We start from the raw sequence: 26,269 nt of genomic DNA, 5'->3' as shown, positions 1-26,269 counted from the left end.
CCCCTCCGGGCCGGGCGCCACGGCCGGCCGCGGCGCCCGCACGGGGGCGCGGCGGCCGGCCGTCGTGCGCGGCCCGCCCGACGGTCCGTCGACCGGCCGATCCGCGGGGCAGCCCTTAGGGTGACAGGGCACGCGCGACGCCAGAGGAGCAGAGCAGAGGATGATCACCCAGATTCGGATCGACGGCTTCAAGTCGTTCCGCGACTTCACCCTCGACGTGCCTCCGACGCTCGTCATGCTCGGGCCGAACGGTGCCGGGAAGTCGAACCTCTTCGATGCGCTGCGCCTGGTCGCCGGCACCGCCGATCGTGGCTTCGAGGCGACGGTCCGCGAGGATCCCCGGCTGTCCCCCGGCGGGCTGTTCCACCGCGGTGGTGCCGGGACCGCCCACACCCTGGCCGTCACCGTCGGCACACTGGTCGCCTCCCAGGACGGCCCGCTCCCTGTCCGTATCCGTCTGCGCGTGGGCCGTACTCCCGGCGGGCAGGTGGCCGTGCTCGCGAAGAGCGCCATCTGGATCAGCAGGCTGGAAGACGACGGCTGGATGGCGAACGCGGGACTGGACGAAGAGGCGCGGTCCGCCGTCCGGGAAGCGAGATCGGCGTTCCTCGACCGGGTGGGCGGCCCGGACTACCTGCCCTTCAAGGGCATGCTCGGTACTCCTTGGGACCCCCGTGCCCCGCACGTCCTCGGCGAGGACGCCGAGGACGAAGGAGAGCGGTACGCCGAGGACTTCGTGGCCGCGCCGGGGGAGGAACTGCGGGCGCTGACCGCCCGGGAGTGCGCGTCCTGGCACCCCTTCGTCCTGGAGCCCGCGGCGTTGCGCACCCCCACGGCGGCTCTTGCCACCGGCAGGATCAGCCCGGACGGTGCCAACCTGGCAGCCGTCCTGCACCGCGTCAGGGACGAGTCCCCGTCCCACTGGAGGCGGTTCGTCGCCGATCTGGCCGCGCTCGTCGACGGAGTGCGGGACATCCGCCCGCTGCACGACCGGCGCCGGGACGAGTACGACTTCGAAGTCGAGTTCAGCAATACCGGCTGGATCAGCCCGCCCGCCCTCTCCGACGGGACCCTTCGGATGATCGCGCTGCTCGCCGCGGCCGTGGACCCGCTCTGGCCCGGCGGAATGTGCGTGGAGGAGATCGAGAACGGGATGCACCCCGGGCACGTCGCCGATCTCGTCCGCAGGCTCAGGCGGGGTACGGGGGTGACGCCCGGCGCCCCCACCCCGTACCGGCAGCTGATCGCCACCACGCACTCCCCGGCCCTCCTGGCGGCCCTGCGCGACGACGTCTCCGGCAGCCTCGTCTTCATGGAGCAGGCCGACCACGTGGATCCGCACGAGAAGACCGTCACCCGCACGACGGTCGCCCGACCGCTCCGGGCCTACGATCCGGAGCGGAACCCGGGGGAGACGGTCTCGCCGGAGCATGTGGAGCGGCTGCTGAGGAACCTCGGCCGGAGGACCCCGTGACCAAGTACCGGCCGCTGCAGCCCGGGCTGCTCGTCGAGGGCAGTGACGGGCCCTACCTGTCGAGCCTGGTCAAGCGCCAGCTCGACCGGCTGATCCAGGAGCACAGCGGGCAGACCGTCGAGGTCCTGCGGTGCGAGGTGTCCGCCGTACGGACGAACGGCAAGCCGGAGGACGTGCTCCTCGCGGCCGGGGAACTGGCCCGGGACTGCGATGTGGTGTTCGTCCACGGCGACGAGGACGCCCACGCCGAACGGCTCAAACTGGTGGCGGAGCTGGAGCGGAGCCGGGAGGTGTCCACGACACGGGACGGTGTCGCCGTCCCCCTCGTCCCGGTCCTGATGACCGAGTCGTGGATGCTGGCCGACCGCGACGCACTGCGGCGCGTCGTCGGGAGCGCGGTCCTCAAGGGCTACCCGTACGCCGCACCCGCGGAGTTGGAGGGACGAGTGGCGATGAAGGGCGGCAAGGACAAGCTCACCCCCAAGCAGGTCTGGAAGGCGCTCCTCGGCCCCGGCGGCCGCGAGGTGCTGAGCGACGGTGCGGAACTGCTCGTCCTGCATACGGACCTCGACGTCCTGGAGCAGTTGCCCTCGTACCGGAAGTGGAGCGAGGACACCGTACGGGCCCTGCGTACCCTGCACTTCCTCTAGCGAGGACGGGTCGTGCGGCCGTCCGCGGGTCAGGCCTGGGGCGGGCCCAGGAGGCCGTGCATCAGCAGGGCGGTGAAGGTGGCCACCCAGCACTCGTCCACCGGCTCGGAGCTCACCAGCGCCCGGTGCACCACCGTGCCGGCGATCACGTCGAAGATCAGGTCCGTGGTGCGGCCGGTGAGGACCTCGTCCTCCTCGTAGGGGAGTTCGCCCCGGGCCTGGGCCCGCTCGCGCCCCAGTACGACGAGACGTTTCTGCCGGTCCACGATCGCCGACCGGATCCGGTCGCGCAGGGCCTCGTCACGGGTGGACTCGGCGACCACCGCCATCAGCGCCGTACGGGCCTCGGGGCGTCGCAGCAGGTCCGCGAACTGCAGGACCACGTACTCGATGTCGGCTTCCAGGGATCCCCGGTCGGGCAGTTCGAGCGCGTCGAAGAGTTCCGCGACCGCGTCCACGACCAGTTCGTTCTTGCCCGCCCAGCGCCGGTACAGGGTGGTCTTGGCGACCCCGGCCCGGGCCGAGACGTCGCTCATCGTCAGCTTCGACCACCCCAGGTCGACCAGTGCGTCCCGGGTCGCCGCGAGGATCGCGGTGTCGGCGGCGGCGCTGCGGGGGCGGCCGGTGCGGCCGTGCGTCGCGCCGGTGGTGGTGTCGTGGCCGGGGCTGGGGTTACGCATGGCCGAGACCATACCCGTCAGTAGCCAGGAGGCCCGGTGCCCTTGCGGTGTGGTTCAGATCACGGGGGCCCGGCCGTCGGGAGGAGTTACGCTACGGGTCGTAGCGTAAGAGCGGCAACCACGCGAAGAGCTACTGGCGCCAGGTGGGGACCCGGCGCCGCCCGCACGGTATCGCGAGGATCAGCGAATTCACGCGATCCTTTTCGTCGGCGCGCGCACTCGGGGGAGGATGTACGCATGCAGCCCAGAAACATGTCCATGAGTGGCGTCGTCGACCTCGCCGCGGTGAAGGCGGCCGGCGAGGCCAAGGCCAAGGCCGAGCAGGCCCGCGCCGAGTCGGCCCGGCAGGCCGGCCAGGGCGGTGTCGCCGGTCCGTCCGCCGGCGCCCTGCCGCCGTCCGCGCTCGTCATCGACGTAGACGAGGCCGGATTCGAACGCGACGTCATCCAGCTCTCCGCCGAGGTTCCGGTCGTCCTCGACTTCTGGGCCGAGTGGTGCGAACCGTGCAAGCAGCTCAGCCCGCTCCTGGAGCGGCTGATCACCGAGGCCAACGGCCGCCTCGTGCTGGCCAAGGTCGACGTCGACGCCAACCAGGCGCTGATGCAGCAGTTCGGCATCCAGGGCATCCCGGCCGTCTTCGCCGTCGTCGCCGGCCAGGCGCTGCCGCTGTTCCAGGGCGCGGCCCCCGAGCAGCAGATCCGCGAGACCCTCGCCCAGCTGGTCCAGGTCGCCGAGGAGCGCTTCGGGATCATCGGCGTCGAGGTCGACCCGAACGCCGAGGGCGCGGCCCCGGAGCCCGCCGAGGCCGGGATCCCGGCCGGCCCGTACGACGCCCTGCTGGAGGCGGCCGTCGTCGCGCTCGACGCGGGTGACCTGGGCGGCGCGGTGCAGGCGTACAAGAACGTGCTCTCCGACGACCCCGGCAACACCGAGGCCAAGCTGGGCCTGGCCCAGGCCGAACTCCTCGTACGGGTCCAGGACATGAACCCGCAGGCGGTGCGCGCCACGGCCGCCGAGAACCCGCGCGACCCGGCGGCGCAGATCGCCGCAGCCGACCTCGACCTGGTCGGCGGGCACGTCGAGGACGCCTTCGGGCGGCTGGTGGACACCGTGCGCGTGACGTTCGGTGAGGACCGGGACGCCGCACGCCTGCGGCTGCTGGAGCTGTTCGAGGTCATCGGAGCCGACGACCCCCGGGTCTCCGCGGCCCGTACGGCGCTGGCGCGGGTGCTCTTCTAAACCGGGCCCTGCGACCTGCTCCGGTGCCTGCTCCGGGGCGGGGCGTGAAGGGCTTCCGGGTGCCGGTATTCCACCGGCGATTTGTTTTCAGGGAGATAAACAGCGGCCGCGTTTTACGAAAACTTGGTAATCGCGGCCGCTGTTACTCGCAGTAAGTCGAACCCCGTGAACTGTCCGGGGTGTTCGCTCTTCCCCCGTTTTGTCGTGGCCTTTGGTGACACCCTGTGTTGCTGCCCGACGGCATCGGGTAGACCCCCGGTTATCTGGCCGTTACCCGCCAGTAACGAACCCCCTTGTGTCCCGGCCGGGAATGGACCACGATCGGCGACGCTCGGTCCTTCCCGCAGAGCCGCTCATCCGGAGCCGCGGTGGAGGGTCCCCACCGAGCCGGTCGGTGGCAGTGGCACCGTCCGTGGGACAGGGGGGTCCCTGCCGTACGGCAGGGCCTGTCCTCCAGGTTGCGCGAACGCGTGGCCCAGTGGTTGTCGCTCGGGGGTGATCGCCGGTGTTCCGGACACGGCTCTGCCGCGGCCCGGCCGCCTGTGCTCCTTCCCGAGGACGTAGCACTTCTCCCATCCCAGGACGGGCACGGCCCGGACCGGAGATGTACGTCCGAGAAGGAGGAACGACATGAGTTCTCAGGTTCGTGGCGGTACCAGATGGAAGCGCTTCGCGCTCGTGATGGTGCCGAGCATCGCGGCCACGGCCGCGGTCGGTGTGGGTCTGGCGCAGGGTGCCCTGGCGGCGTCCTTCAGCGTCTCGGGCCAGGACTTCAAGGTCTCGGCCGACAAGCTCGACGGTGACGACCTCATCCAGTACGGCAGCGTCGCCAAGGGCAAGGGCCTCGACGGCAAGGACGCGGCGCACCCGGTCACCATCTCCGGGTTCCGTCACGCCGAGATCACCAACATGTGCCAGTCGCTGGTCACCCCGATTCCGGGCATCGGCAACATCACGATGAAGCTCCAGACCGGCAACAAGGGCAGGCCGGCGGTCGCGGAGAACATCTACCTGGACGTCGCCGAGCTCGACACCGACGCCACGTTCACCGACCTGGACATCGGTGTCGCGGTCGGCGCGGCGGGCGGCACCAAGGAGCACCCCACCGCGCCGCAGGCCGGCACGGTGGCGAACGGCGCCCTGTTCGCGCAGCGCGCCAAGAAGGCCGTGCTGACGGACGTGAAGCAGAAGGCCTGGGCGACGACGGCGGGTACGTTCACGCTGCCGGACCTCAAGCTGCGCCTGCTCAGCGGCGACCAGCCGTGCTACAAGGACTCCGACGTGAAGTAGTCGGCTCCGGTGTGTGACCGGGAGGGCGGTTGCGGATGTCGTCGCCGGCCCTCCCGGGCACCACATGGTTTTCCGTACCACCGTTTCCAGGGAGCTGTTGTCCATGAACGCCGAGGCCCCGGTTCGCTCCACAGACGAACATTGGCTCACCGTGGTGCGCCACCGCTTCCGCGACTGGAGGGGTCACCGCCCCTTCTGGGCGGGGCTCTTCATTCTCTTCGGGGGCTTCCCGATCGCGTACTTCCCCTACGCGGACCTCCGCCTGGGCAACATCACGATCGCCATGGCCACGACCGCCGGTGCGGGCTCGCTGATCATCGGCGTCCTGCTGATGACCCTGGGTGTGTCCCTCTGGTTCCAGCAGGGCATCCGAGTCTTCGCCGGGGTGGCCTCGATCCTCCTGGCCCTGGTCTCCCTGCCGGTGTCCAACCTGGGCGGCTTCTTCCTCGGTTTCCTGTTCTCGCTGATCGGCGGCGCCCTGGCCCTCGCATGGGTTCCCGGCAAGCCGGCGGCCCCGGAAGAGGAACAGGACGCGGCGGCGGCCAAGGCGGTCGCGTTCGCCGACGGCCCGATGGGGATCCCCGGTCCCCGCGACACGGAAACGGCTTACGCGACCGAGACGACTGCCCACGCCGATGGCGGGAGGAACAGTGCGGGGTGACGAGACGCAGCGGGGTTCGGCCCCAGATGCGGAGTCCCGTGAGAGAAAAGGCCCGCGACACGCGGCGCCCAGGAAGTCGCTGCTGACCAAGTTCCAGATACCCGTCGGCAAGACGATGGCACTGGCGGCCATGCCGACCGCCGTGTTCGTCGGGATGGGCATGGCCCCCAAGCTGGCCCTGGCCGACGACAAGGACATCCCCTTCGCGCCCGGTCCGTGCGTGACACGGTCCGACGAGCCCGCGGAGTCGGCTTCCCCGAGCCCGTCGAAGTCGCCTTCACCGAGTGCGAGCACCTCGCCCACCGCGACCCCGTCGCCCGGTGCCAGCGTGGCGCCCAAGCCCGGTACCACGCCTTCGGCACCGAAGCCGGAGTCCAAGCCGGCCGAGGAGTCGAACGCCGGAAAGCAGAGCTCCCCGGCGGCCACCCCGTCCACGGGCGCGAGTGCCTCACCGTCCGCCTCCAAGACCCCGAACCCGCTCGACCCGCTGGGCGTCGGAGACAAGGTCAAGGAGTTCTTCGACGAGCTCGGCAAGCCCCTCAAGGACGCGCAGAAGCCGGTCACCCCGGCGCCCTCCACGTCCACGGCGCCCACCCCCGACCCGTCGGCGGACGCGATCCGCGAGGCGGCGAAGACGGCCGGCGCGAAGGTCGAGGAACTGCCCCAGGCCGTCAAGGACACCACGACGAAGCCGAAGGACGAGACGGGCAAGGCGACCGACAAGGACAAGGCCGCCAAGGACAAGGCGGAGAAGGAGAAGAAGGAGGACGAGGACAAGACCTCGCCGTCCCCCTCTCCCTCGGCCTCGGCGAGCAAGGACGCGAACGGGAAGGACCCCTTCCCCTGCCCGACCCTCGACGCCAAGGCCCTGGCCGACGCCAAGCTGGAGCCGGGCATCCCGCTCCTGCCCGACCAGCCCTGGTACCTCGACAGTTCCCTGCTGACCCTCTACGGCCTGGACTACCACGGCATCGTCGAGGTGAAGACGGGGAGCGGCAAGATCAAGAAAGTCCTGAAGTTCACCGCGGACTCTCTGGACATCAAGGACCTGTACCAGACGGTGGGCAAGGAGGGGAACGTCGCGCACCTGAAGTCCCGTCCCGGCTCCACGTCCAAGATCCGCGGCGGCACGGTGACGATGTACACCGAGAGCCTCAAGGGGAACCTGTTCGGACTGATCCCGATCGAGTTCACCCCGAACAGCCCGCCGCCGCTGAACGTTCCCTTCGCGTTCTTCACGGACGTCAAGGTCGTCCAGGCCGGCCAGTTCGGCGGCACCCTCACCGTCCCGGGCCTCAAGAACTACGTCGGCCCGCCGGAATAGTCCGCACGCACGACGAAGCTCCCGGCAGCATCCGCTGCCGGGAGCTTCGTCGTTCATCCGTCGGCCGAGGGGCCCGGGCAGTCAGCTGCCAGGTGTCCAGACGACTTCTCGGAGCGTGCCATCGGGCGCTTCGGGGTTCTCTGCCCAAGCCTTCCAGCGGTCGTACGCTCCGTGCCCCGCGAGTCGGATTCCGAAGAGGTTGCGCGGGTCCGCGAACAGGTACGACGAGTTCTCGAATTCGAACTCGGCGCATTTGACGAGGACTTCTCCGGAAGACGGCCCGTCGCTGACGAGGCACCTGATCCGTGTGACCGCGAACGAGGACAGGTCCTCGGAGAGGAACAGCCGGTCGTAGGAACTGGTGGCGAACTCCTCGTCCTCGTCAAGGTTCTCGGGAGGTGTCGGCTGTTCCACGATGCGGAACGTCAGGAAGTCCTGTGACAGGGGTGCGTCGAACTGGACGTAGTCCTTCTCCCTCACCAGGTAGAAGGTCCTGGGCAGGGGGACGAACTGGGGAATCGGACCGTCCCTGTCGATGTACCCGGGCACCTGGATGTCGCTGACAACCGTGTGGCCCAAGGTGGCGAAGAGGAGGGTGATGTCCGTCAAGATGACCCCAGCCTCTTGCCGTCAATGGTGATTTCGCCGGCCATGCCCTTGCCTGACTCCAGCGGTCTGGAACTCACCGTCCAGCTTGAGGACCAGAGTAACTCCTTCGCCTTCGAAGATGAGCTTGTCCGAGTGCTGACCGTCGTGGTCCGCCTTGTGGAGCTTTCCGACTCCCTTGTACTTGAGGCGCTGCGTGGTCACCAGCTCGAACATGTCCTTGAGGTATTGGTCGCCGCCCTCGGCCGTCTCCCACTTCCCGTACTTCTTGCCGAGCACCGCCTCGGCCAATCCCTTGTGGTCACGGAAGTGGGTCTTCAGGTTGGGGCCACCTGAAACGGCCTTCAGGCACGGCGGCTCGGGCACGTCGTTCTGCGCCGCTGCTCCTGCCGTGCTCATGGCGAACCTCGCCGGTCCGGCGAGGGACTTCGGCTTCACGAAGCAGAATGCAACCGACGGCCCGCTCTTGCGCACCTTCTCGACGATGCCTTCGCGTCGGCCGCGGCCTTGGTGGCCTCGTTCGCCTTGGCGGTGGCCGCAGCGGCCTGCTGCTCGGCGTGGGTCTTGGACGACTGGCCGACCAGGACGGCGAAGGCCGCCGCGGAGTCAGTCTCCCGATAGGGGGTGCCCATCGCGATGGCCGTGTTGGCCGGCTGGACGGCCTGGGCCGCCGAGTCGCGGGCGGCCGAGGCCGCCTGGCTGGTGGCGTAGGCGTGTCCGGCGGTGACGGCCGACCAGGCCGCGGTCTTGATCGACTCGGTACGGGCGGCTGCGGCCTCCGTGCTCGCCTTGAGCGACGCAGCCTGCGCAGCCTTCGCGTCGGTCTCGGCCTTGGCGGCGTTCCCCGAAGCCGCGTCGGAGGCGTCGATGGCATCGGCGGCGGCGGCATGTGAGGTCGCGGCGGCCGCGGTCGTGGTCTCGTACGCGGCCCAGGCCTTGTTCGTGGCCGCAGCAGACCGCTCGGCGGCGCCTTCGGCGCGGATCGCGGCGGCGCGGGAGCTGACTGCGGCTGTGCCCGCTTCGTCAGCCGCCTCACGGGCCGCGGTCGCGGCGGTCGCCGCCTCGTTGGCGGCTCCGCGTGCGGCCGTGGCCGCGTTCCGGGTGGCTGTGGCCGCCGCCGCCGTGCCGACGTTGGCGGCAGCAGCAGCTTCGAGGGAGGCGGCGCGCGAGGCCGTGGCCTGCTTGTTGCGTTCGGCCTCCGTCGCCCTATCCCGCGCATCGGTGGCCCGGCGCTCGGCGCCTTCCGCCTTCTGCACCTCCTCCCAGGCCGTCGCCACGGAGCCCTGTGCGGCGGTACGCGCGTGCCCCGCCGTCTCTCGTTCGTTCGCCGCGCGCTGCTCGGCCGCCTGGGCCTTGACGCGTTCGGCGGCGGACTTCTGGCGCTCCGACGCCGCGGTGGCCTTTTCCTTCTCGGCCTTCGCGCGCTCGGCCTTGGCCGTTCCCGCGGCCTTGCGCGCGGTCTCCTGCGCGGTCTCGGCCTTGGTCTGCGCGGCCTTGGCGGCGTTGTCCGCGGCGGCCTTCGCCTGGGCGGCGGCCGAAGTCGCGGCGGCCTTGGCCTGGGCGGCGGCCTCCTGGGCGGCCACCCGTCGGAACTCGGCGTTCAGGGCGTGCGACTGGGTCTGCGCCAGCGCGTAGAGGGTCTTGCTGTCGGCGACGGTGGCCTTGGCGGCGTTCGACGCGGTCAGCGCGGCCTTCGCGGCGGCCGAAGCCTTGGCGACCTGGACCGACTGCTGGGCGAACAGCAGACCGCGGCCCCGGGGGGTCTTCGCGCCATCCGCAATGGTCCACGCGCTGGTCTGCGCGGCCCCGGCCTTGTCGGCGGCCGACTTGGCCGCGGTCGAGGCGGTGGCGGCGATCTTCGCATGGTCGGCCGCCTTGGTGCGCGCGGTCGCCAGGTCCGTGTTGGCCTTGGGGAACGCGGCGGCGCCGGGATAATTCCACGTGGTGGTCGGCTTGCCGGTCCAGTACTTCTGCCAGGTCAGGATCTGATCGGCGAGCCAGGCCTGGCCGAGCGACTCGATCATCGCCTCGGTGGCCTTGCGGGCCTCGGCGGCCGCGGCGACCTCGGCTTTGACGATCGCGTTGCGCGGCGTGAGGTGGGCGGCGTACTCCTGCTCCCATCATCGGTAGCTAGAAACGCGCCGAGGGCGGCGCCCCGGGATCCTCGAGGGATCCGGGGCGCCGCCCTCGGCCTCTGTGCGGCAGAGTCAGGCGGGTGCGGGCCGGGTCAGGCGCTCGCGTCGCCGCCCAGGTGGTGGACGCGGACCATGTTGGTCGTGCCCGGGACGCCGGGGGGCGAGCCGGCCGTGATGATCATGGTGTCGCCCTGGTTGTGGCGGTTGAGCTTGAGCAGCTCCGCGTCCACGATGTCGACCATCGCGTCGGTGTTGTCCACGTGCGGGACGACGTACGACTCGACGCCCCAGCTCAGCGTGAGCTGGTTGCGGGTGCCCTGGTCGGTGGTGAAGGCCAGGATCGGCTGGGACGCGCGGTAGCGCGAGAGCCGGCGGGCGGTGTCACCGGACTGCGTGAAGGCGACCAGCGACTTCGCGTCGAGGAAGTCCGCGATCTCGCACGCGGCGCGGGCGACGGCGCCGCCCTGCGTACGGGGCTTCTTGCCCGGGACCAGCGGCTGCAGGCCCTTGGAGAGGAGCTCCTCCTCGGCCGCCGTGACGATCTTCGACATCGTCTTGACGGTCTCGATCGGGTACGCGCCCACGGAGGACTCGGCGGACAGCATGACCGCGTCCGCGCCGTCGAGGATCGCGTTGGCGACGTCGGACGCCTCCGCGCGCGTCGGGCGGGAGTTGGTGATCATCGACTCCATCATCTGGGTCGCGACGATCACCGGCTTGGCGTTGCGGCGGCACATCTCGATGAGTCGCTTCTGGACCATCGGGACCTTCTCGAGCGGGTACTCGACGGCCAGGTCGCCGCGGGCCACCATGACGGCGTCGAAGGCGTCCACCACGGCCGCCATGTTCTCGACGGCCTGCGGCTTCTCCACCTTGGCGATGACGGGGACCCGGCGGCCGACCTCGTCCATCACCTTGTGGACGTCCTTGACGTCATCGGCGTCGCGGACGAAGGACAGGGCGACCATGTCGCAGCCCATCCGCAGGGCGAAACGGAGGTCGTCGACGTCCTTCTCCGACAGGGCGGGGACGTTGACGGCGGCACCCGGCAGGTTGATGCCCTTGTGGTCCGAGATGACACCGCCCTCGATGACGATGGTCTTGACGCGCGAGCCGTCGACCTCGGTCACCCGGAGCTCGACGTTGCCGTCGTTGATCAGGATCTGGTCGCCCTTGGAGACGTCGCCCGGCAGGCCCTTGTAGGTGGTGCCGCAGATGGACTTGTCACCCGGGACGTCCTCGGTGGTGATGGTGAACTCGTCACCGCGCACCAGCTCGACGGGGCCCTCGGCGAAGGTCTCCAGACGGATCTTCGGGCCCTGGAGGTCGGCGAGGACGCCCACGGCGCGGCCGGTGTCCTCGGACACCTTCCGGACGCGGTCGTACCGCTCCTGGTGTTCTGCCTGGGAACCGTGGCTGAAGTTGAATCGGGCCACGTTCATACCTGCCTCGATGAGCAGCTTCAGCTGGTCATACGAGTCGACGGCGGGGCCCAGGGTGCAGACGATTTTGGAACGGCGCATGGAGCGGATCCTATCGGTTTGTTTCGCAGCGGAATATTCCGTCTGGCGGAAAGTCCAAAGTGACTACTGAGTAACCAGCGCGTACGCCTGGGTGGCGATCTCCAGTTCCTCATCCGTCGGGACCACGGCCACGGCCACCCGGGCGTACTCCGCCGAGACCAGCCGCGGCTCCGGGGAGCGCGCGGCATTGGCCTCCAGGTCCAGCGCGAGGCCCAGCTCGGCCAGGCCGTCCACCGCAGCTTCGCGGACCTGGTGGGCGTTCTCGCCGACCCCGGCAGTGAACGCCACCGCGTCCACCCGGCCGAGCACCGCCGAATAGGCCCCGATGTACTTCTTCAGCCGGTGGACGTACGCCGCGAAGGCCAGGGCCGCGGCCTCGTCGCCCTCGCCCGCCCGCCGCAGCACCTCGCGCATGTCGTTGTCCCCGCACATGCCCAGCAGACCGCTCTTCTTGTTCAGGAGCGAATCGATCTCATCCACCGAGAGGCCGCCCACCCGCGCCAGGTGGAAGACCACCGCCGGGTCCAGGTCGCCGGAACGCGTACCCATGACCAGGCCCTCCAGCGGGGTCAGGCCCATCGAGGTCTCCACGCAGACCCCGCCCCGGACCGCCGACGCGGAGGCGCCGTTGCCCAGGTGCAGCACGATCACGTTGACCTCCTCCGGGGCCTTGCCGAGCAGCCCGGCCGTCGCCCGCGAGACGTACGCGTGGGAGGTGCCGTGGAAGCCGTACCGCCGGATGGCGTACTTGTCGGCGGTCGCGGCGTCGATCGCGTACCGGGCCGCGTACTCCGGGATCGTCGCGTGGAAGGCGGTGTCGAAGACGGCCACCTGGGGGAGGTCCGCGCGCAGCTCCCGCGCCACCTCGATGCCCGTCACGTTCGCCGGGTTGTGCAGCGGGGCCAGCGGGATCAGGCTGCGGATCTCCGCCAGCACCGTGTCGTCGATCACGGTCGGCCGGGTGAACTTCGTACCGCCGTGCACCACCCGGTGGCCCACGGCCGCCAGTTCGGGGGAGTCCAGCCCCAGCCCGTCGGCCGCCAGCTCCGCCGCGACGGCCCGCAGCGCCGCCCCGTGGTCGGCGATCGGCCCGAGCTGCTCGCGCCTGCCGCCGGCGGCGCCGGGGCCGGTCAGCGGCTCGTGGACGAGACGGGAGGTCTCCTCCCCGATCCGCTCCACCAGGCCGACGGCGAGGCGGGACCGGTCCGCCATGTCGAGGAGCTGGTACTTGACCGACGAGGAGCCGGAGTTGAGGACGAGTACGCGCGATGCGGTCACGGTGGGGTCTTTCCTTGTCGCGGACGGAGGGGGGAGAGGTCAGGCGGTGGGCGCCGGCGCGCCCTGCGCCTGGATGGCGGTGATGGCCACGGTGGTGACGATGTCCTGCACCAGCGCGCCGCGCGAGAGGTCGTTGACCGGCTTGCGCAGACCCTGGAGCACGGGGCCGACCGCGACGGCGCCCGCCGAGCGCTGCACGGCCTTGTACGTGTTGTTCCCCGTGTTGAGGTCGGGGAAGATCAGCACGGTCGCCCGCCCGGCCACGTCGGACCCGGGCAGCTTGGTCGCGGCGACCGAGGGCTCCACGGCCGCGTCGTACTGGATCGGGCCCTCGACGGCCAGGTCCGGGCGCTGCGCCCGGACGAGCTCGGTGGCCTTGCGGACCTTGTCCACGTCCGCGCCCGAGCCCGAGGTGCCGGTCGAGTACGACAGCATCGCGATCCGCGGCTCGACGCCGAAGGCGGCGGCGGTGGCGGCCGACTGGACGGCGATGTCCGCGAGCTGCTCGGCGTCGGGGTCCGGGTTGACCGCGCAGTCCCCGTAGACGAGGACCCGGTCGGCCAGGCACATGAAGAACACCGAGGAGACGATGGACGCCTCCGGCTTTGTCTTGATGATCTCGAAAGCCGGGCGGATGGTCGCCGCAGTGGAGTGCACCGAGCCGGAGACCATGCCGTCGGCCAGGCCCTCCTGCACCATCAGGGTGCCGAAGTAGTTCACGTCGGTGACCACGTCGTGGGCGAGCTCGACGGTCATGCCCTTGTGGGCGCGGGCCTGGGCGTAATAGGCGGCGAACCGTTCCCGCAGCGGGGACTTCGCCGGGTCGATGAGCTGCGCGGCCGAGATGTCGATGCCGAGGTCGGCGGCCTTCTTCAGGATCACCGGCTCCTCGCCCAGCAGGGTCAGGTCGCAGACCCCCCGGCGCAGCACCACGTCCGCGGCGCGCAGCACGCGCTCCTCGGTCCCCTCGGGAAGGACCACGCGGCGGCGCTCGGAGCGGGCCCGCTCCAGCAGCTCGTGCTCGAACATCATCGGGGTGACGCGCTCCGAGCGGGCCACCGACAGCAGGTCGCGCAGCTCGGCGGTGTCCACGTGCCGCTCGAAGAGGCCGAGCGCGGTCTCCAGCTTGCGCGGGGTGGCCGAGTTCAACCGGCTCTGCAGCGAGAAGAGTTCGGCCGCGGTGGGGAAGCTGTTCCCGGCGACCGAGACGACCGGGGTGCCCGGGGCGAGCTTGGAGGCCAGCGTCAGGATGGCCGGGCCCGGGCGCTCGTTCAGGGTCAGCAGTACGCCGGCGATCGGCGGGGTGCCCGAGGTGTGGGCGGCCAGGGCGCCGATGACCAGGTCGGAGCGGTCCCCGGGGGTGACGACCAGGCAGCCGGGCGTCAGGGCGTTCAGGAAGTTCGGCAGCATGGCGCCGCCGAAGACGAAGTCCAGCGCGTCGCGGGCCAGCCCGGCCTCGTCACCGAGGAGCACCTCACCGCCGAGCGCCCGGGTGATCTGGGCGACGGTCGGGGCCGACAGGGACTTGTCGTCCGGCAGCACGTAGCAGGGGACCGGGAGGCGGGCGGCCAGCCGCTCGGCGATCGGCTCGCGGTCCTCGGCGGCCACCCGGTTGACGATCATCGCGACGACGTGGCAGCCCAGCGACTCGTACGCGCGGTAGGCGTTGCGCGCCTCGGAGCGGACGGCCTCGGCGGCGTGCCTGGTGCCGCCCACGACGGGGACGACGACCGCGCCCAGCTCGTTGGCGAGGCGGGCGTTCAGTGCGAGCTCGTCGGGCAGGTTGGTGTTGGCGTAGTCGGTGCCGAGGACCAGCATGACCTCGTAGTCCCGGGCCACCCGGTGGTAGCGGTCCACCAGCTGCGACACCAGCTCGTCGGTGCCCTTCTCGGCCAGGATGGCCGAGGCCTGCTGGTACTCCATGCCGTAGGCCGTCGAAGCGTCCTGGTCGATCCGGTACCGGGCCTTGAGGAGGTCGAAGAGCCGGTCGGGGCTGTCATGGAGCAGGGGGCGGTACACGCCGACCCGGCCCGTCTGCCGGGTCAGCAGCTCCATGATCCCCAGCTCGACGACCTGGCGGCCGTCCCCCCGCTCGATACCGGTCACGTACACGCTGCGCGTCACGCGTGCTCTCCGTCCATGTCTGTGGCTGGTCCGTCCGAAAGCGCGAGCGCGAGCGGACGCGGATGCTGGTGCGGGCACCGCCCCACCGCGGCGGCCGCCGAGCGGGTCGAGCGGGTCGAGCGGGTCCACGGCGTGATTGACCCGGTTGGTGAGGGCTTGCCCCCTTGACGATACCTCTGCGGCTGGATAGGACGCCCGCCGGGAAAAGGGCCTGCCCAGAGGGGTCGAAAGGCCCTCGGACCGGTGTGGCACAGAGCGCGCCGCACCCCGGGTACGTGGAAGAATCGGACACGCTTCATCAATACGCCCTTCATATGTACGGCCGTCCGCCCGCACGCGGAAGGCCAGGTACGACCAGGAGCAGGAGACACAGCACGATGCGTATCGGAGTTCTCACCGCGGGCGGCGACTGTCCGGGCCTCAACGCTGTCATCCGGTCGGTCGTACACCGCGCCGCAGTCGGGCACGGGGACGAGATCATCGGCTTCGAGGACGGCTTCAAGGGCCTCCTCGACGGCAACTTCCGCCCCCTCGACATCAACGCCGTCAGCGGCATCCTCGCCCGCGGCGGCACGATCCTCGGTTCGGCCCGCATGGAGCGCGCCCGCCTCCACGAGGCCGCCGAGAACGCGCAGGAACTGGCCACGCGCTACGGCATCGACGCCCTCATCCCGATCGGCGGCGAGGGCACCCTGACCGCCGCCCGGATGCTGTCGGACGCCGGGATGCCGGTCGTCGGCGTACCGAAGACCATCGACAACGACATCTCCTCCACCGACCGCACCTTCGGCTTCGACACCGCCGTCATGGTCGCCACGGAGGCCATCGACCGCCTCAAGACCACCGCCGAGTCGCACCAGCGCGTGATGGTCGTCGAGGTCATGGGCCGCCACGCCGGCTGGATCGCGCTGGAGTCCGGCATGGCCGGCGGCGCCCACGGCATCTGTCTGCCGGAGCGCGACTTCGAGGTGGACGCCCTGGTGAAGATGGTGGAGGAGCGCTTCGCCCGCGGGAAGAAGTTCGCCGTGATCTGCGTCGCCGAGGGCGCGCACCCGGCCGAGGGCTCCATGCCGTACGAGAAGGGGGCGATCGACCAGTACGGCCACGAGCGCTTCGCCGGCATCGGCAACCGCCTCGCCGTCGAGCTGGAGCGGCGCCTGGGCAAGGAGGCGCGCCCGGTCATCCTCGGCCACGTCCAGCGCGGCGGCACGCCCACCGCCTACGACCGCGTCCTCGCGACCCGCTTCGGCTGGCACGCGGTGGAGGCCGTCCACCGCGGCGAGTTCGGCAACATGACCGCCCTGCGCGGCACGGACATCGTGATGGCCCCGCTGGCCCACGCGGTCACCGAGCTGAAGACCGTGCCCGAGGAGCGGATGTACGAGGCCGAGTCGGTGTTCTAGACGCGGCCCGGTCCCGTTGTCCCGCGGCGCGGGACCGTCCGGGACCTCCGACCCCTCTTGCGCGGCCGAACGGCCCCGGTCCGCTCCCTCCCGGGACGGGCCGGGGCCGATCGCCGCAGGGCCGGGGCCGCCCGGATGTGTCCTACGCCGCACGCCCCGCGAGGTCCCAGAACCGCCCGACGATCTCGGCCAGGAACTCCCGGCCCGCGTCGCCCGCCCCCGCCGAGCCCTCGGCGCCGCCCCAGCTCAGGGTCGCCACCATCCGGGACTGGTAGTCCCCGTACAGCCGCTCCAGTACCCGCTCCAGGTGGGGCCGGGGGATCGGCAGCAGTTTCGACAGCGGTTTCACGTACGCCTGCCAGCGCGTGGTGACCGCGCTGCGCAGCACCTCGGCGAGCTCCTCGTCCTTGCCCGTGGCCGTCACGAACTGGGCCAGCGTCAGCCCCAGCACCAGCGCGAGGGCCGCGGACTGGCGCTCGTTGCCCTTCCAGCGTCCGGCGTCCTCCATCTTCTGGTACGCGCTCGCCTCCAGGCCGACCCGCCGGGCCAGCTCCTCGGCGGCCAGCCCCCTGGATATCCGGTGTTCGCGAAGACTGACCGGCTCTGCGATCAGCTCCCCGGGGGAACACCACAGGACACCGGCGAGAGCCGTCAGCTCGGCGGAGGTGGGCGAAATCTCGCCACGTTCCCAGGCCATCACGGTCTCGGGCGCGACAAGCAGTCCGTACTGGGCGCGCAGGCCATAGGCGACGTGGCCGGGCGCCATGCCCAGGGCCGCGCGGAGACGACGCGCGGCGGGGGCATTGAAAGGTGGGCTGGAGTGCACACGGCACACCGTAGAAGTGGCCAGGCCGCTGCGCCTACAGACCAAACAAACAAGCCCATAACTCGTAGGAACATCCTAGGGAGTTAGGGGCATTCGTCGGGTTTCTCAGCGACTGTCCGGTAATCGGTACAGCGGAAGATCCACTCCCACCACAAGGTTTCAGCCAGAGCCCGCCGGCGCAACCCCCCGTGACTCCCCGCGACCCGGCCCTTGCCCTGACGTCGGCGTCAAGGAATACGGTCGCCCCATGCGCATCGGCGAACTGGCGGAGCGGGCCGGGACCAGCACCCGGACCCTGCGGTACTACGAATCCCGGGGGCTGCTGACCGCCCGGCGGGCCGACAACGGCTACCGCACCTACGACGAGGACGACCTGCGGCTGCTGCGCGAGATCCGCACCCTCCAGGACTTCGGGTTCGAGCTGGAGGAGACGCGGCCCTTCGTGGACTGCCTGCGCGCCGGGCACCCCGCCGGGGACTCCTGCCCCGCCTCGCTCGCCGTCTACCGGCGCAAGCTCGCCGAGCTGGACGCCCTGATCGGCCGGCTGACCGGCGTACGGGACCAGGTGGCCCGCCAGCTGGCGACGGCCGACCGGGCCACCGCCGGGCCCGAGCCGGGCGGGCCGGGGACGTACGGGCCGCCGGCCCCGCGCTGCGAGATGACCGGATGACGACGACGGACAGGAACGGGGGACCCGGCATGAGGGCTCACGGCGTGGACCAGGTGACCGACGCGGGCTTCGACGCCCAGGTGCTCGGCGAGCGGGGCAGGACCGTCCTCGTGGAGTTCACGGCGGACTGGTGCGGCCCCTGCCGTCAGCTCGCCCCCGTGCTCTCCGCGATCGCGGCCGAGGAGGCGGACCGGCTCAAGGTGGTGCAGGTCGACGCGGACACCAACCCCGCGACCGTCACGCGGTACGGAGTGCTGTCCATGCCGACCCTGATCGTCTTCCGGGACGGCGAGCCCGTACGGCAGATGGTCGGGGCCCGGGCCAAGCGCAAGCTGCTCATGGAGCTGGAGGAGCACCTGGCCGGGGCCCCCGCCGCTACGGCCTGAACCAGACCGTGGCCAGCGGCGGCAGGGTCAGCCGCAGGCTGGCCGCCCGCCCCTGGGCCGGCACCGGCTCCGGGCGCAGCGGCGCCGTGTGGTGGATGCCGCTGCCCCCGTAGCGCTGCATGTCGGTGTTGAGGACCTCCCGCCACAGCGGGACCTCCTGCGGCACCCCGAGCCGGTACCCGTGCCGGACCACCGGGGAGAAGTTCGACACCGCCAGCAGCTGCGAGCCGTCCTGCGCGTACCGCAGGAAGGCGAACACGTTGTCCTCGGCGGCGTCGGAATCCACCCAGGCGAAGCCCTCCGGGACGCTGTCCCGCTCCCACAGCGCGGGCGCCGCCGCGTACGTGCGGTTCAGGTCGCCCACCAGGCGGCGCACCCCCTGGTGGTCCTCGGCCGCCGGGTAGGAGCTGTCCAGCAGCCACCAGTCCGGCCCGTACGCCTCCGACCACTCCGAGCCCTGGGCGAACTCCTGCCCCATGAAGAGCAGTTGCTTGCCCGGGTGGGCCCACATGAACCCCAGGTACGCCCGGTGCGCGGCCCGCTTCTGCCACCAGTCCTCGCCGGGCATCTTCGACACCAGCGACGCCTTGCCGTGCACGACCTCGTCGTGCGAGATCGGCAGGACGTAGTTCTCGCTGAACGCGTAGACCATCCCGAAGGTCATGTCGTGGTGGTGGTACTTGCGGTGCACCGGCTCCTTCGACATGTACCGCAGCGTGTCGTTCATCCAGCCCATGTTCCACTTCAGCCCGAAGCCGAGCCCGCCCGCGTCGGTGGGCCGTGTCACCCCCTCCCAGGCCGTGGACTCCTCCGCGATCGTCACCACGCCCGGGCAGCGCCGGTACACCGTGGCGTTCATCTCCTGGAGCAGCGTCACCGCGTCGAGGTTCTCCCGCCCGCCGTGCTCGTTGGGCGCCCACTCGCCCTCGGTGCGCGAGTAGTCGAGGTACAGCATCGAGGCCACCGCGTCCACGCGCAGTCCGTCGACGTGGAACTCCTCGCACCAGTACACGGCGTTCGCGACGAGGAAGTTGCGGACCTCCTTGCGGCCGTAGTCGAACTCCAGCGTCCCCCAGTCCGGGTGCGCGGCCCGCCGCGGGTCGTGGTGCTCGTACAGGGGCCGGCCGTCGAACTCGGCGAGCGCCCAGTCGTCGCGCGGGAAGTGCGCGGGCACCCAGTCGACGATCACTCCGATCCCGGCCTGGTGCAGCGCGTCCACCAGGAAGCGGAAGTCGTCCGGCGAGCCCATCCGGGAGGTCGGCGCGTAGAAGCCGGTGACCTGGTAGCCCCACGAGCCGCCGAAGGGGTGCTCGGCGACCGGCATCAGCTCCACGTGGGTGAAGCCGAGATCCTTCACGTACGCGGGGAGCTGCTCCGCGAGCTGCCGGTAGGAGAGCCCGGGCCGCCAGGACGCCAGGTGCACCTCGTACACCGAGAACGGCGCCTGGTGCGGCGGCCGCGCACCGCGCCCGGCCATCCACCCCGCGTCGTTCCACTCGTACGTCGAGACCGTGACGACGGAGGCGTTGGCCGGCGGGACCTCGGCGGCCCGGGCCATCGGGTCGGCGCGCATGGTGTGGCTGCCGTCGGGCCGCGTGATGTCGTACTTGTACAGCGTCCCGGCGCCGACGCCCGGCAGGAACAGCTCCCACACACCGGTGGAGCCGAGCGAGCGCATCGGGTAGGCGACGGAGTCCCAGTACGAGAAGTCCCCGGCGACGCGGACGCCCTGGGCGTTCGGCGCCCACACCGTGAAGCGGGTGCCGGCCACCCCCTGGTGCTCCATCGGCCGGGAGCCCAGCGCCGTCCAGAGCTCCTCGTGCCGGCCCTCGCCGATCAGGTGCAGGTCCAGCTCGCCCAGCGCCGGCAGGAAGCGGTACGGGTCGTGCACCTCGATCTCGTCGCCGTCGTACGCCACCAGCAGCCGGTAGTCCGGCACCTCGGCGAGCGGCAGCAGCCCCGAGAACAGCCCGTCCCCGTCGTCGTGGAGCTCCGCCCGCAGCCCCTTGGCGACGACCGTGACCGCCTTGGCGTACGGGCGCAGCACCCTGAAGGAGACGCCGCCGCGCTGCGGGCGGGCGCCCAGCACCCCGTGCGGGTCGTGGTGGCGGCCCTCCAGCAGCCGGGCCCGGTCCCCGGCGCCCAGCGCGGGCGCCGACCGGACCCCGTGCGCGGGGGCGGCCCGTCGGGCGCGGGGGGTGCGGGGCTTTCTCGCGGCCGGGTTGGAGGCCCCGGATTCGTCGCGGACGGTCGGTGACGGCTGTCGTGCGGCGCTCACGCGAGCGGCCTCCTCGGGGGCTTCTGATGGGGGTGCGGGGAGAGGGAGCCCGGTGCGGCCGGGGTGGGCGGCACGCGGTGGGCGGGGCGGACGGGTTCCGAGAGCCGCCGGATCGCGGCCATCGGGACGTGCAGCCAGTCGGGGCGGTGCCGGAACTCGTAGCGGGCCTCGTACACCGCCTTGTCGGTCTCGTACGCCCGCAGCAGCACCGGGTCCTCCCGGGGGTCGCGGCCGGTGGTGCGGGCGTAGCCCTCGCAGAAGGCGGCCCGGCAGTCGTCCGCCCACGCGGGGGCGAACGGCCGGTGCGAGCGGGCGGCGTAGTCGAAGGAGCGCAGTATCCCGGCGATGTCGCGCACCGCCGGTTCGGGACGGCGCCGGTCGGCCAGCGGCCGGGCCGGCTCGCCCTCGAAGTCGATCAACGACCACGAGCCGTCGAGGGTGCGCAGGGTCTGCCCCAGGTGGAGGTCCCCGTGGATCCGCTGGGCCGAGACGCCTGCCCCGCGGGAGGCGGCGAGGGCGTCGAAGGCGCCCCGCAGCCCCGCCTCGAAGGTCCGCAGCGCGGGCACCTCCCGGGCGGTGGCGGCCAGCCGCGCCGTCATCCCGGCGGCCAGCCGGGCGGTCTGCTCAGGGCCGAGCGCGACGGTGGGCAGGGCCGACGCGAGCGCGCTGTGCACCTCGGCGGTGGCCCGGCCGAGCGCGTGCGCCTCGGCGGTGAAGTCGGCTCCCGCGCCGAGCCTGCGCAGCGCGAGCTGCCAGCCGTCGTCGGAGCCGCGCAGGTACGGCTGCAAGACGCCCAGGGTCAGCGGCTCGCTGCCGGGCAGCTCGGCCTCGTACCAGGCGACCGGCGCCGGGACCCGGGCACAGCCGGCGGCGGCCAGCGCTCTGGGCAGCTCCAGGTCCGGATTGACCCCGGGGCCTACCCGTCGGAACACCTTCAGGATGTACGAATCCCCGTAAATCAGCGAGGAGTTGGTCTGCTCGCCGGAGAGCGGACGGGGCATCAGCCCGGCCGGGATCGGCGCGTCCGGGTCCCGGTCGAAGCGGAGCGGGCCGAGCGCGCCGGGAGAGCGCAATCGTTCCAGCAGCATGGAGGCGAGCCGGGGATCGCCCAGCGCCTCGTAGACCGCCCTGCCCGCGTACGGGCCCTCCTCGGCGTGGCCGATGAGCGCGGGCGCGAGAGCGGGCGGCAGGGACGGGCGCACGCCCAGCAGCAGTTGGTAGCAGTCCCCGTCCACGTCGAGGAGCAGGTGCAGCAGCCCGGGGGCGGACCCCGGGGGGAGCAGCTCGGCGGCCGATACGGCCCTGAGCCTGGTGATGGACCGGCCCTTGCCCGCGAACCAGCGCTGCGCGGGCAGCCAGGCCCTCAGCATGGGTTCCAGCGGGCCGATACCGGCGGCCCGGTCGGCCGTCAGCCGACTCCGGGCGGATGCTGCCTCCGACATGGCGTCGCGTCCTTTCCCCGGGCCGTCACAGAATGCGCAGAGTGTCCCGGATGTGCGGCAGTTGCTTCTCCCGTATGTGCGAGTGTCGGGTCAGGATGATCCTTACAGGGGCGGGCGATTGACCCATTCGCGTGCCGCCCGCCCCGTTCTCGGGCTCGGTTCGCCTCTGTCCGGCTACTGCTCGGCGCGCAGCTCGGTGCGCGTCTCGTTCCGCAGGCGGAACCAGTAGAAGCCGTGTCCCGCCAGGGTCAGCAGGTACGGCCATTCGCCGATCGGCGGGAAGCGCACGTCACCCGTGAGCTCCACCGGGACCCGCCCGTTGAACGACCGCAGATCCAGTTCGGTGGGCTGCGCGAAGCGCGAGAAGTTGTGCACGCACAGCACCAGGTCGTCCCCGTGTTCACGGAGGAATGCCAGTACCGCCGGGTTCGACGACGGCAGTTCCGTGTACGAGCCCAGTCCGAAGGCGGGGTTTGCCTTGCGGACTTCGATCATCCGGCGGGTCCAGTGCAACAGCGACGAGGGCGATGCCATGGCCGCCTCGACGTTGGTGACCTGGTACCCGTGGACCGGGTCCATGATGACCGGCAGGTTCAGCCTGCCCGGATCGCAGGAGGAGAAACCGGCGTTCCGGTCCGGGGTCCACTGCATGGGCGTGCGCACGCCGTCGCGGTCGCCGAGCCAGATGTTGTCGCCCATGCCGATCTCGTCGCCGTAGTACAGCACCGGCGAGCCCGGCAGCGACAGGAGCAGGGCGGTGAACAGCTCCATCTGGTTGCGGTCGTTGTCCAGGAGCGGGGCGAGCCGGCGCCGGATGCCGATGTTGGCCCGCATCCGCGGGTCCTTGGCGTACTCGGCGTACATGTAGTCGCGCTCTTCGTCCGTGACCATTTCGAGGGTGAGCTCGTCGTGGTTGCGCAGGAAGATGCCCCACTGGCAGCGCTCCGGGATCGCCGGGGTCTTGGCCAGGATTTCGGAGACCGGGTAGCGGGACTCCCTGCGCACGGCCATGAAGATGCGCGGCATGACGGGGAAGTGGAACGCCATGTGGCACTCGTCCCCGCCCTTGGAGAAGTCGCCGAAGTAGTCGACGACGTCCTCGGGCCACTGGTTGGCCTCGGCGAGCAGCACGGTGTCCGGGTAGTGCGCGTCGATCTCGGCGCGGACCCGCTTGAGGAGGGTGTGGGTGCGCGGCAGGTTCTCGCAGTTGGTGCCCTCCTCGGCGTACAGGTAGGGCACGGCGTCGAGGCGGAAGCCGTCGATGCCGAGGTCCAGCCAGAACCGGAGTGCCGAGACGATCTCCTCGACCACGGCCGGGTTCTCGTAGTTGAGGTCCGGCTGGTGCGAGAAGAAGCGGTGCCAGTAGTACTGCTTGCGTACGGGGTCGTACGTCCAGTTCGAGGACTCGGTGTCGACGAAGATGATGCGGGCGTCCTGGTACTGCTTGTCGTTGTCGGCCCACATGTAGTAGTCGCCGTACGGACCCTCCGGGTCCTTGCGGGACTGCTGGAACCACTCGTGCTGGTCGCTCGTGTGGTTCATGACGAAGTCGATGATCACCCGCATGCCGCGCTGGTGCGCGGCGTCCACGAACTCCACGAAGTCGGCGAGGTCGCCGAATTCGGGGAGCACCGAGGTGTAGTCGGAGACGTCGTAGCCTCCGTCGCGGAGGGGTGAGGCGAAGAACGGCGGGAGCCAGAGGCAGTCGACGCCGAGCCACTGGAGGTAGTCCAGCTTGGCGGTGAGCCCCTTGAGGTCTCCCACGCCGTCGCCGTTGGTGTCGTGGAAGGAGCGGACGAGGACTTCGTAGAAGACCGCCCGTTTGAACCAGTCGGGATCGCGGTCCTTGGCGGGGGTGTCCTCGAAGGTGTCGTGGACGGGATCGTTGATCATCATGTGGTGGGTGACCCTCCGGTGGGCGGGGACGGTCGCAGAGCGGCCAGCACGTGCGCGGGCGTACGGCCCGGCTCTAGGCGCACGTAGTTCGCCCTGCCCCAGTGATAGGTCTCGCCGGTGAGCTCGTCGCGCACAGCGAGGGACCCGTGCCAGTCGAGGCCGAGTACCGGCATGTCCAACGAGACCGTCGCCTCCTGGGTGTGGTGCGGATCGAGGTTGACGACCACCAGTACGGAATTGGCTCCCGCGTGCTTCGAATAGGCGATCACCTGTTCGTTGTCGGTCGAATGGAAGTGGATGTCGCGCAGCTGCTGGAGTGCGGGGTTGCGCCGGCGGAGCCGGTTCAGCGCGGTGATCAGCGGGGCGATGGTGGTGCCGTCGCGGTCCGCGGCCGCCCAGTCGCGTGGCCGGAACTCGTACTTCTCGGAGTTCAGGTACTCCTCGCTGCCCGCCCGCACCGGGGTGCCCTCGCAGAGCTCGTAACCGGCGTAGACGCCCCAGGCGGGGGAGAGGGTGGCGGCGAGGACGGCCCGCACCTCGAAGGCCGGGCGGCCGCCGTGCTGAAGGTACTCGTGGAGGATGTCGGGGGTGTTGACGAAGAAATTCGGCCGCATGACGGAGGCCGACCGGGTCCCCGACAGCTCGGTCAGGTACTCGGTGAGTTCGGCCTTGGTGTTGCGCCAGGTGAAGTACGTGTACGACTGCTGGAAGCCGACCGCCGCGAGCGCGCGCATCATCGCCGGGCGGGTGAAGGCCTCGGCAAGAAAGATCACATCCGGGTCCGACTTGTTGATGTCCGCGATCACCTTCTGCCAGAAGACGACAGGCTTGGTGTGCGGGTTGTCGACCCGGAAGATCCGGACGCCGTGCTCCATCCAGTGCCGCAGGATCCGTACCGTCTCCCGGACGATGCCGGCCATGTCCGTGTCGAAGTGGACCGGATAGATGTCCTGGTACTTCTTCGGCGGGTTCTCGGCGTAGGCGATCGTCCCGTCGGCGCGGTGGCGGAACCACTCCGGGTGCTTCTCCACCCAGGGGTGGTCGGGGGAGCACTGGAGGGCGAAGTCCAGCGCGATCTCCAGGTCCAGCTCGCGGGCGCGCGCGACGAAGGCGTCGAAGTCCTCCATGGTGCCCAGGTCGGGGTGGACGGCGTCGTGCCCGCCCTCCGTGGAGCCGATCGCCCACGGCACGCCCGGATCCCAACTCCCCGCGGACAGCGTGTTGTTCGGGCCCTTGCGGTATGTGGACCCGATCGGGTGGATCGGCGGCAGGTACACCACGTCGAAGCCCATCGCGGCGACCGCCGGCAGCCGCTCGGCGGCCGTGCGGAAGGTCCCGCTGACCGGAGCGGCGCCCGGTTCGAGCACGGCCCCCTCCGAGCGGGGGAACAGCTCGTACCAGGAGCCGAAGAGGGCCCGCTTGCGCTCGACCAGCAGGGCGAGCGGCTTCGCGGCGGTCACCAGCTCGCGGTACGGGCGCTTCGCGAGCGCGGCGTCCACGGCGGGGTCGAGGGCGGCCGCGTACCGCTCGGCGGCGGGCCGGTCCTCGTCCCGCAGGACGTCGGCGGCGGCCAGCACGGCCAGGCGGCCGTCCCGCTTGGGCATCTTGGCGCCGGCCCGGGCGAGCAGCTCGGCGCCCTCCAGCAGCACCAGCCCGGTGTCGATCCCGGCGGGGATCTTGATCGCCGCGTGGGCCCGCCAGGTGGCCACCGGGTCGCTCCACGCCTCGACGGTGTACGTCCACCTCCCTTCGACCTCGGCGGACACCCGGGCCCCCCACCGGTCGGTACCGGGGGCGAGCTCGCGCAGGGGCACGGGGGGCCGGAGCCGCCCGCTCGGATCTCTGAGGACGACGTGGGCTGCCACGGCGTCGTGTCCCTCGCGGAACACGGTGGCCGAGATCTCGAAGACCTCGTCCACCACCGCCTTGGCGGGTCTGGCGCCGCAGTCGACGGCGGGGCGGACGTCCAGCACGGGAATGCGACCGATCATGATGGGATCACCTGGGGGCAGTTCGCAGGGCTTGGTGACAACAGGCCAGCCGGTATCACGGCTGGTAGTGCACGCTCTGTTCGCTCTGTTTCTAGCCGCTCGGAAGACGGCTGGGCTGCGGGCATGGCCGCTCCTGTCCGCGTTCACTCGGGTGGCGGGAGAGGTTGGGGGCGGGTGCGCCGTGCGGGTACCACACGTACCCGGGGAGCCCTTCCCACTCTCACCCCGCCCAACCCGGGTCGCTGGTTAACTACTCGTACGTAGGGACACGGGGGCGTGCTGCCCCGGACCGGCGTCCGCCGATGCCCCGTCAGGCAGGGTGAGGAGCGGCGGTGTACGGTGCGGAACCATCCGTCAGACCCGTCTCGCCCGTCCCGCACGTCTCGGACGCGG

21 protein-coding genes are annotated in these 26,269 nt (G+C 71.0%); 9 read left to right on the top strand and 12 right to left on the bottom strand.

Translation table 11 applies throughout. The features are described from left to right. Positions 1–160 precede the first annotated feature (160 nt). Together OTB16_RS01595 and OTB16_RS01590 are read left to right on the top strand one after the other, a co-directional pair. Entirely contained in the window at positions 161–1,474 is a 1,314-nt protein-coding gene (locus OTB16_RS01595) for an AAA family ATPase (RefSeq protein ID WP_267717781.1), read from the top strand. Beyond that, positions 1,471–2,124 carry a hypothetical protein gene (locus OTB16_RS01590; protein ID WP_267717780.1) on the top strand — a complete coding sequence of 218 codons (654 nt, stop codon included), beginning with the start codon at positions 1,471–1,473 and terminating at the stop codon, positions 2,122–2,124. The genes OTB16_RS01595 and OTB16_RS01590 overlap by 4 nt, the downstream gene beginning before the upstream one ends. A 29-nt stretch (positions 2,125–2,153) precedes the next feature. On the opposite strand, the gene OTB16_RS01585 is transcribed toward OTB16_RS01590, so the two are convergent. Beyond that, positions 2,154–2,804: a TetR/AcrR family transcriptional regulator gene (locus tag OTB16_RS01585; protein WP_267717779.1), complete on the bottom strand. Its 651-nt coding sequence runs from the start codon at positions 2,802–2,804 to the stop codon at positions 2,154–2,156. 237 nt (positions 2,805–3,041) lie between these two features. On the opposite strand from OTB16_RS01585, the gene OTB16_RS01580 reads away from it, so the two are divergent. The 4 genes from OTB16_RS01580 (at position 3,042) to OTB16_RS01565 (ending at position 7,318) form a co-directional block, all read left to right on the top strand. Next, complete coding sequence (locus OTB16_RS01580) at positions 3,042–4,043, top strand: tetratricopeptide repeat protein (protein WP_267717778.1); 1,002 nt, start codon at positions 3,042–3,044, stop codon at positions 4,041–4,043. A gap of 630 nt (positions 4,044–4,673) precedes the next feature. Continuing rightward, a complete protein-coding gene (locus OTB16_RS01575) occupies positions 4,674–5,333 on the top strand; it encodes a DUF6230 family protein (RefSeq protein ID WP_267717777.1) in 660 nt (219 codons plus the stop codon). Positions 5,334–5,436: 103 nt separating this feature from the next. Then, on the top strand, positions 5,437–5,994 hold the full coding sequence (locus OTB16_RS01570) for a DUF6114 domain-containing protein (RefSeq protein WP_267717776.1): 558 nt from the start codon (positions 5,437–5,439) through the stop codon (positions 5,992–5,994). Beyond that, complete coding sequence (locus OTB16_RS01565) at positions 5,984–7,318, top strand: hypothetical protein (RefSeq protein ID WP_267717775.1); 1,335 nt, start codon at positions 5,984–5,986, stop codon at positions 7,316–7,318. Before OTB16_RS01570 ends, OTB16_RS01565 begins: the two co-directional genes overlap by 11 nt. An 81-nt stretch (positions 7,319–7,399) precedes the next feature. On the opposite strand, the gene OTB16_RS01560 is transcribed toward OTB16_RS01565, so the two are convergent. From OTB16_RS01560 to pta, 6 genes are all read right to left on the bottom strand, one after another. Next, positions 7,400–7,927, bottom strand: coding sequence for a hypothetical protein (locus OTB16_RS01560; protein ID WP_267717774.1), 528 nt, complete (start codon positions 7,925–7,927; stop codon positions 7,400–7,402). 21 nt (positions 7,928–7,948) lie between these two features. Next, the gene (locus OTB16_RS01555; protein WP_267717773.1) at positions 7,949–8,362 is read right to left on the bottom strand and encodes a hypothetical protein; all 414 of its coding nucleotides are present in this window, start codon (positions 8,360–8,362) and stop codon (positions 7,949–7,951) included. Beyond that, positions 8,359–9,948, bottom strand: a complete 1,590-nt coding sequence (locus tag OTB16_RS01550) for a coiled-coil domain-containing protein (RefSeq protein WP_267717772.1) — start codon at positions 9,946–9,948, stop codon at positions 8,359–8,361. The genes OTB16_RS01555 and OTB16_RS01550 overlap by 4 nt, the downstream gene beginning before the upstream one ends. Positions 9,949–10,151: 203 nt before the next feature. Then, the gene (gene pyk, locus OTB16_RS01545; protein ID WP_267717771.1) at positions 10,152–11,582 is read right to left on the bottom strand and encodes a pyruvate kinase; all 1,431 of its coding nucleotides are present in this window, start codon (positions 11,580–11,582) and stop codon (positions 10,152–10,154) included. Positions 11,583–11,645: 63 nt separating this feature from the next. Continuing rightward, positions 11,646–12,860, bottom strand: coding sequence for an acetate kinase (locus OTB16_RS01540; protein ID WP_267717770.1), 1,215 nt, complete (start codon positions 12,858–12,860; stop codon positions 11,646–11,648). A gap of 39 nt (positions 12,861–12,899) precedes the next feature. Then, the gene (gene pta, locus OTB16_RS01535) at positions 12,900–14,984 is read right to left on the bottom strand and encodes a phosphate acetyltransferase (protein ID WP_267717769.1); all 2,085 of its coding nucleotides are present in this window, start codon (positions 14,982–14,984) and stop codon (positions 12,900–12,902) included. Positions 14,985–15,361: 377 nt separating this feature from the next. Between pta and OTB16_RS01530 the strand changes: the two genes are divergently transcribed. Continuing rightward, the gene (locus tag OTB16_RS01530; protein ID WP_267717768.1) at positions 15,362–16,387 is read left to right on the top strand and encodes an ATP-dependent 6-phosphofructokinase; all 1,026 of its coding nucleotides are present in this window, start codon (positions 15,362–15,364) and stop codon (positions 16,385–16,387) included. A gap of 142 nt (positions 16,388–16,529) precedes the next feature. Here OTB16_RS01530 and OTB16_RS01525 read toward each other — a convergent pair whose 3' ends face one another. Next, positions 16,530–17,222, bottom strand: coding sequence for an XRE family transcriptional regulator (locus OTB16_RS01525; protein WP_267717767.1), 693 nt, complete (start codon positions 17,220–17,222; stop codon positions 16,530–16,532). A gap of 238 nt (positions 17,223–17,460) precedes the next feature. Between OTB16_RS01525 and OTB16_RS01520 the strand changes: the two genes are divergently transcribed. Beyond that, entirely contained in the window at positions 17,461–17,883 is a 423-nt protein-coding gene (locus OTB16_RS01520) for a MerR family transcriptional regulator (RefSeq protein ID WP_267717766.1), read from the top strand. Between the two features lie 29 nt (positions 17,884–17,912). Then, complete coding sequence (locus OTB16_RS01515) at positions 17,913–18,269, top strand: thioredoxin family protein (protein ID WP_269287370.1); 357 nt, start codon at positions 17,913–17,915, stop codon at positions 18,267–18,269. On the opposite strand, the gene glgB is transcribed toward OTB16_RS01515, so the two are convergent. The 4 genes from glgB to OTB16_RS01495 all read right to left on the bottom strand — a co-directional run bounded on the left by glgB (position 18,259) and on the right by OTB16_RS01495 (position 25,876). After that, entirely contained in the window at positions 18,259–20,547 is a 2,289-nt protein-coding gene (gene glgB, locus OTB16_RS01510; RefSeq protein WP_267717765.1) for a 1,4-alpha-glucan branching enzyme, read from the bottom strand. The genes OTB16_RS01515 and glgB overlap by 11 nt on opposite strands. Next, a complete protein-coding gene (locus tag OTB16_RS01505) occupies positions 20,544–21,989 on the bottom strand; it encodes a maltokinase N-terminal cap-like domain-containing protein (RefSeq protein ID WP_267717764.1) in 1,446 nt (481 codons plus the stop codon). The genes glgB and OTB16_RS01505 overlap by 4 nt, the downstream gene beginning before the upstream one ends. A 174-nt stretch (positions 21,990–22,163) precedes the next feature. After that, positions 22,164–23,885: a maltose alpha-D-glucosyltransferase gene (gene treS, locus OTB16_RS01500; protein ID WP_267717763.1), complete on the bottom strand. Its 1,722-nt coding sequence runs from the start codon at positions 23,883–23,885 to the stop codon at positions 22,164–22,166. After that, entirely contained in the window at positions 23,882–25,876 is a 1,995-nt protein-coding gene (locus OTB16_RS01495; protein WP_267717762.1) for an alpha-1,4-glucan--maltose-1-phosphate maltosyltransferase, read from the bottom strand. The genes treS and OTB16_RS01495 overlap by 4 nt, the downstream gene beginning before the upstream one ends. Positions 25,877–26,269: the final 393 nt, after the last annotated feature.

It is taken from the genome of Streptomyces antarcticus (genome assembly GCF_026627255.1).
Classification (GTDB): domain Bacteria; phylum Actinomycetota; class Actinomycetes; order Streptomycetales; family Streptomycetaceae; genus Streptomyces; species Streptomyces antarcticus.
This window is presented reverse-complemented; position numbering and strand designations above follow the sequence as displayed.

Coding starts and splice junctions, on each gene's coding strand:
- OTB16_RS01595 (WP_267717781.1), top strand. CDS start 161: ATGATCACCCAGATTCGGATCGACGGCTTCAAGTCGTTCCGCGACTTC.
- OTB16_RS01585 (WP_267717779.1), bottom strand. CDS start 2,804: ATGCGTAACCCCAGCCCCGGCCACGACACCACCACCGGCGCGACGCAC.
- OTB16_RS01580 (WP_267717778.1), top strand. CDS start 3,042: ATGCAGCCCAGAAACATGTCCATGAGTGGCGTCGTCGACCTCGCCGCG.
- OTB16_RS01575 (WP_267717777.1), top strand. CDS start 4,674: ATGAGTTCTCAGGTTCGTGGCGGTACCAGATGGAAGCGCTTCGCGCTC.
- OTB16_RS01570 (WP_267717776.1), top strand. CDS start 5,437: ATGAACGCCGAGGCCCCGGTTCGCTCCACAGACGAACATTGGCTCACC.
- OTB16_RS01550 (WP_267717772.1), bottom strand. CDS start 9,948: ATGATCGAGTCGCTCGGCCAGGCCTGGCTCGCCGATCAGATCCTGACC.
- pyk (WP_267717771.1), bottom strand. CDS start 11,582: ATGCGCCGTTCCAAAATCGTCTGCACCCTGGGCCCCGCCGTCGACTCG.
- OTB16_RS01530 (WP_267717768.1), top strand. CDS start 15,362: ATGCGTATCGGAGTTCTCACCGCGGGCGGCGACTGTCCGGGCCTCAAC.
- OTB16_RS01520 (WP_267717766.1), top strand. CDS start 17,461: ATGCGCATCGGCGAACTGGCGGAGCGGGCCGGGACCAGCACCCGGACC.
- OTB16_RS01515 (WP_269287370.1), top strand. CDS start 17,913: ATGAGGGCTCACGGCGTGGACCAGGTGACCGACGCGGGCTTCGACGCC.
- OTB16_RS01505 (WP_267717764.1), bottom strand. CDS start 21,989: ATGTCGGAGGCAGCATCCGCCCGGAGTCGGCTGACGGCCGACCGGGCC.
- treS (WP_267717763.1), bottom strand. CDS start 23,885: ATGATGATCAACGATCCCGTCCACGACACCTTCGAGGACACCCCCGCC.
- OTB16_RS01495 (WP_267717762.1), bottom strand. CDS start 25,876: ATGATCGGTCGCATTCCCGTGCTGGACGTCCGCCCCGCCGTCGACTGC.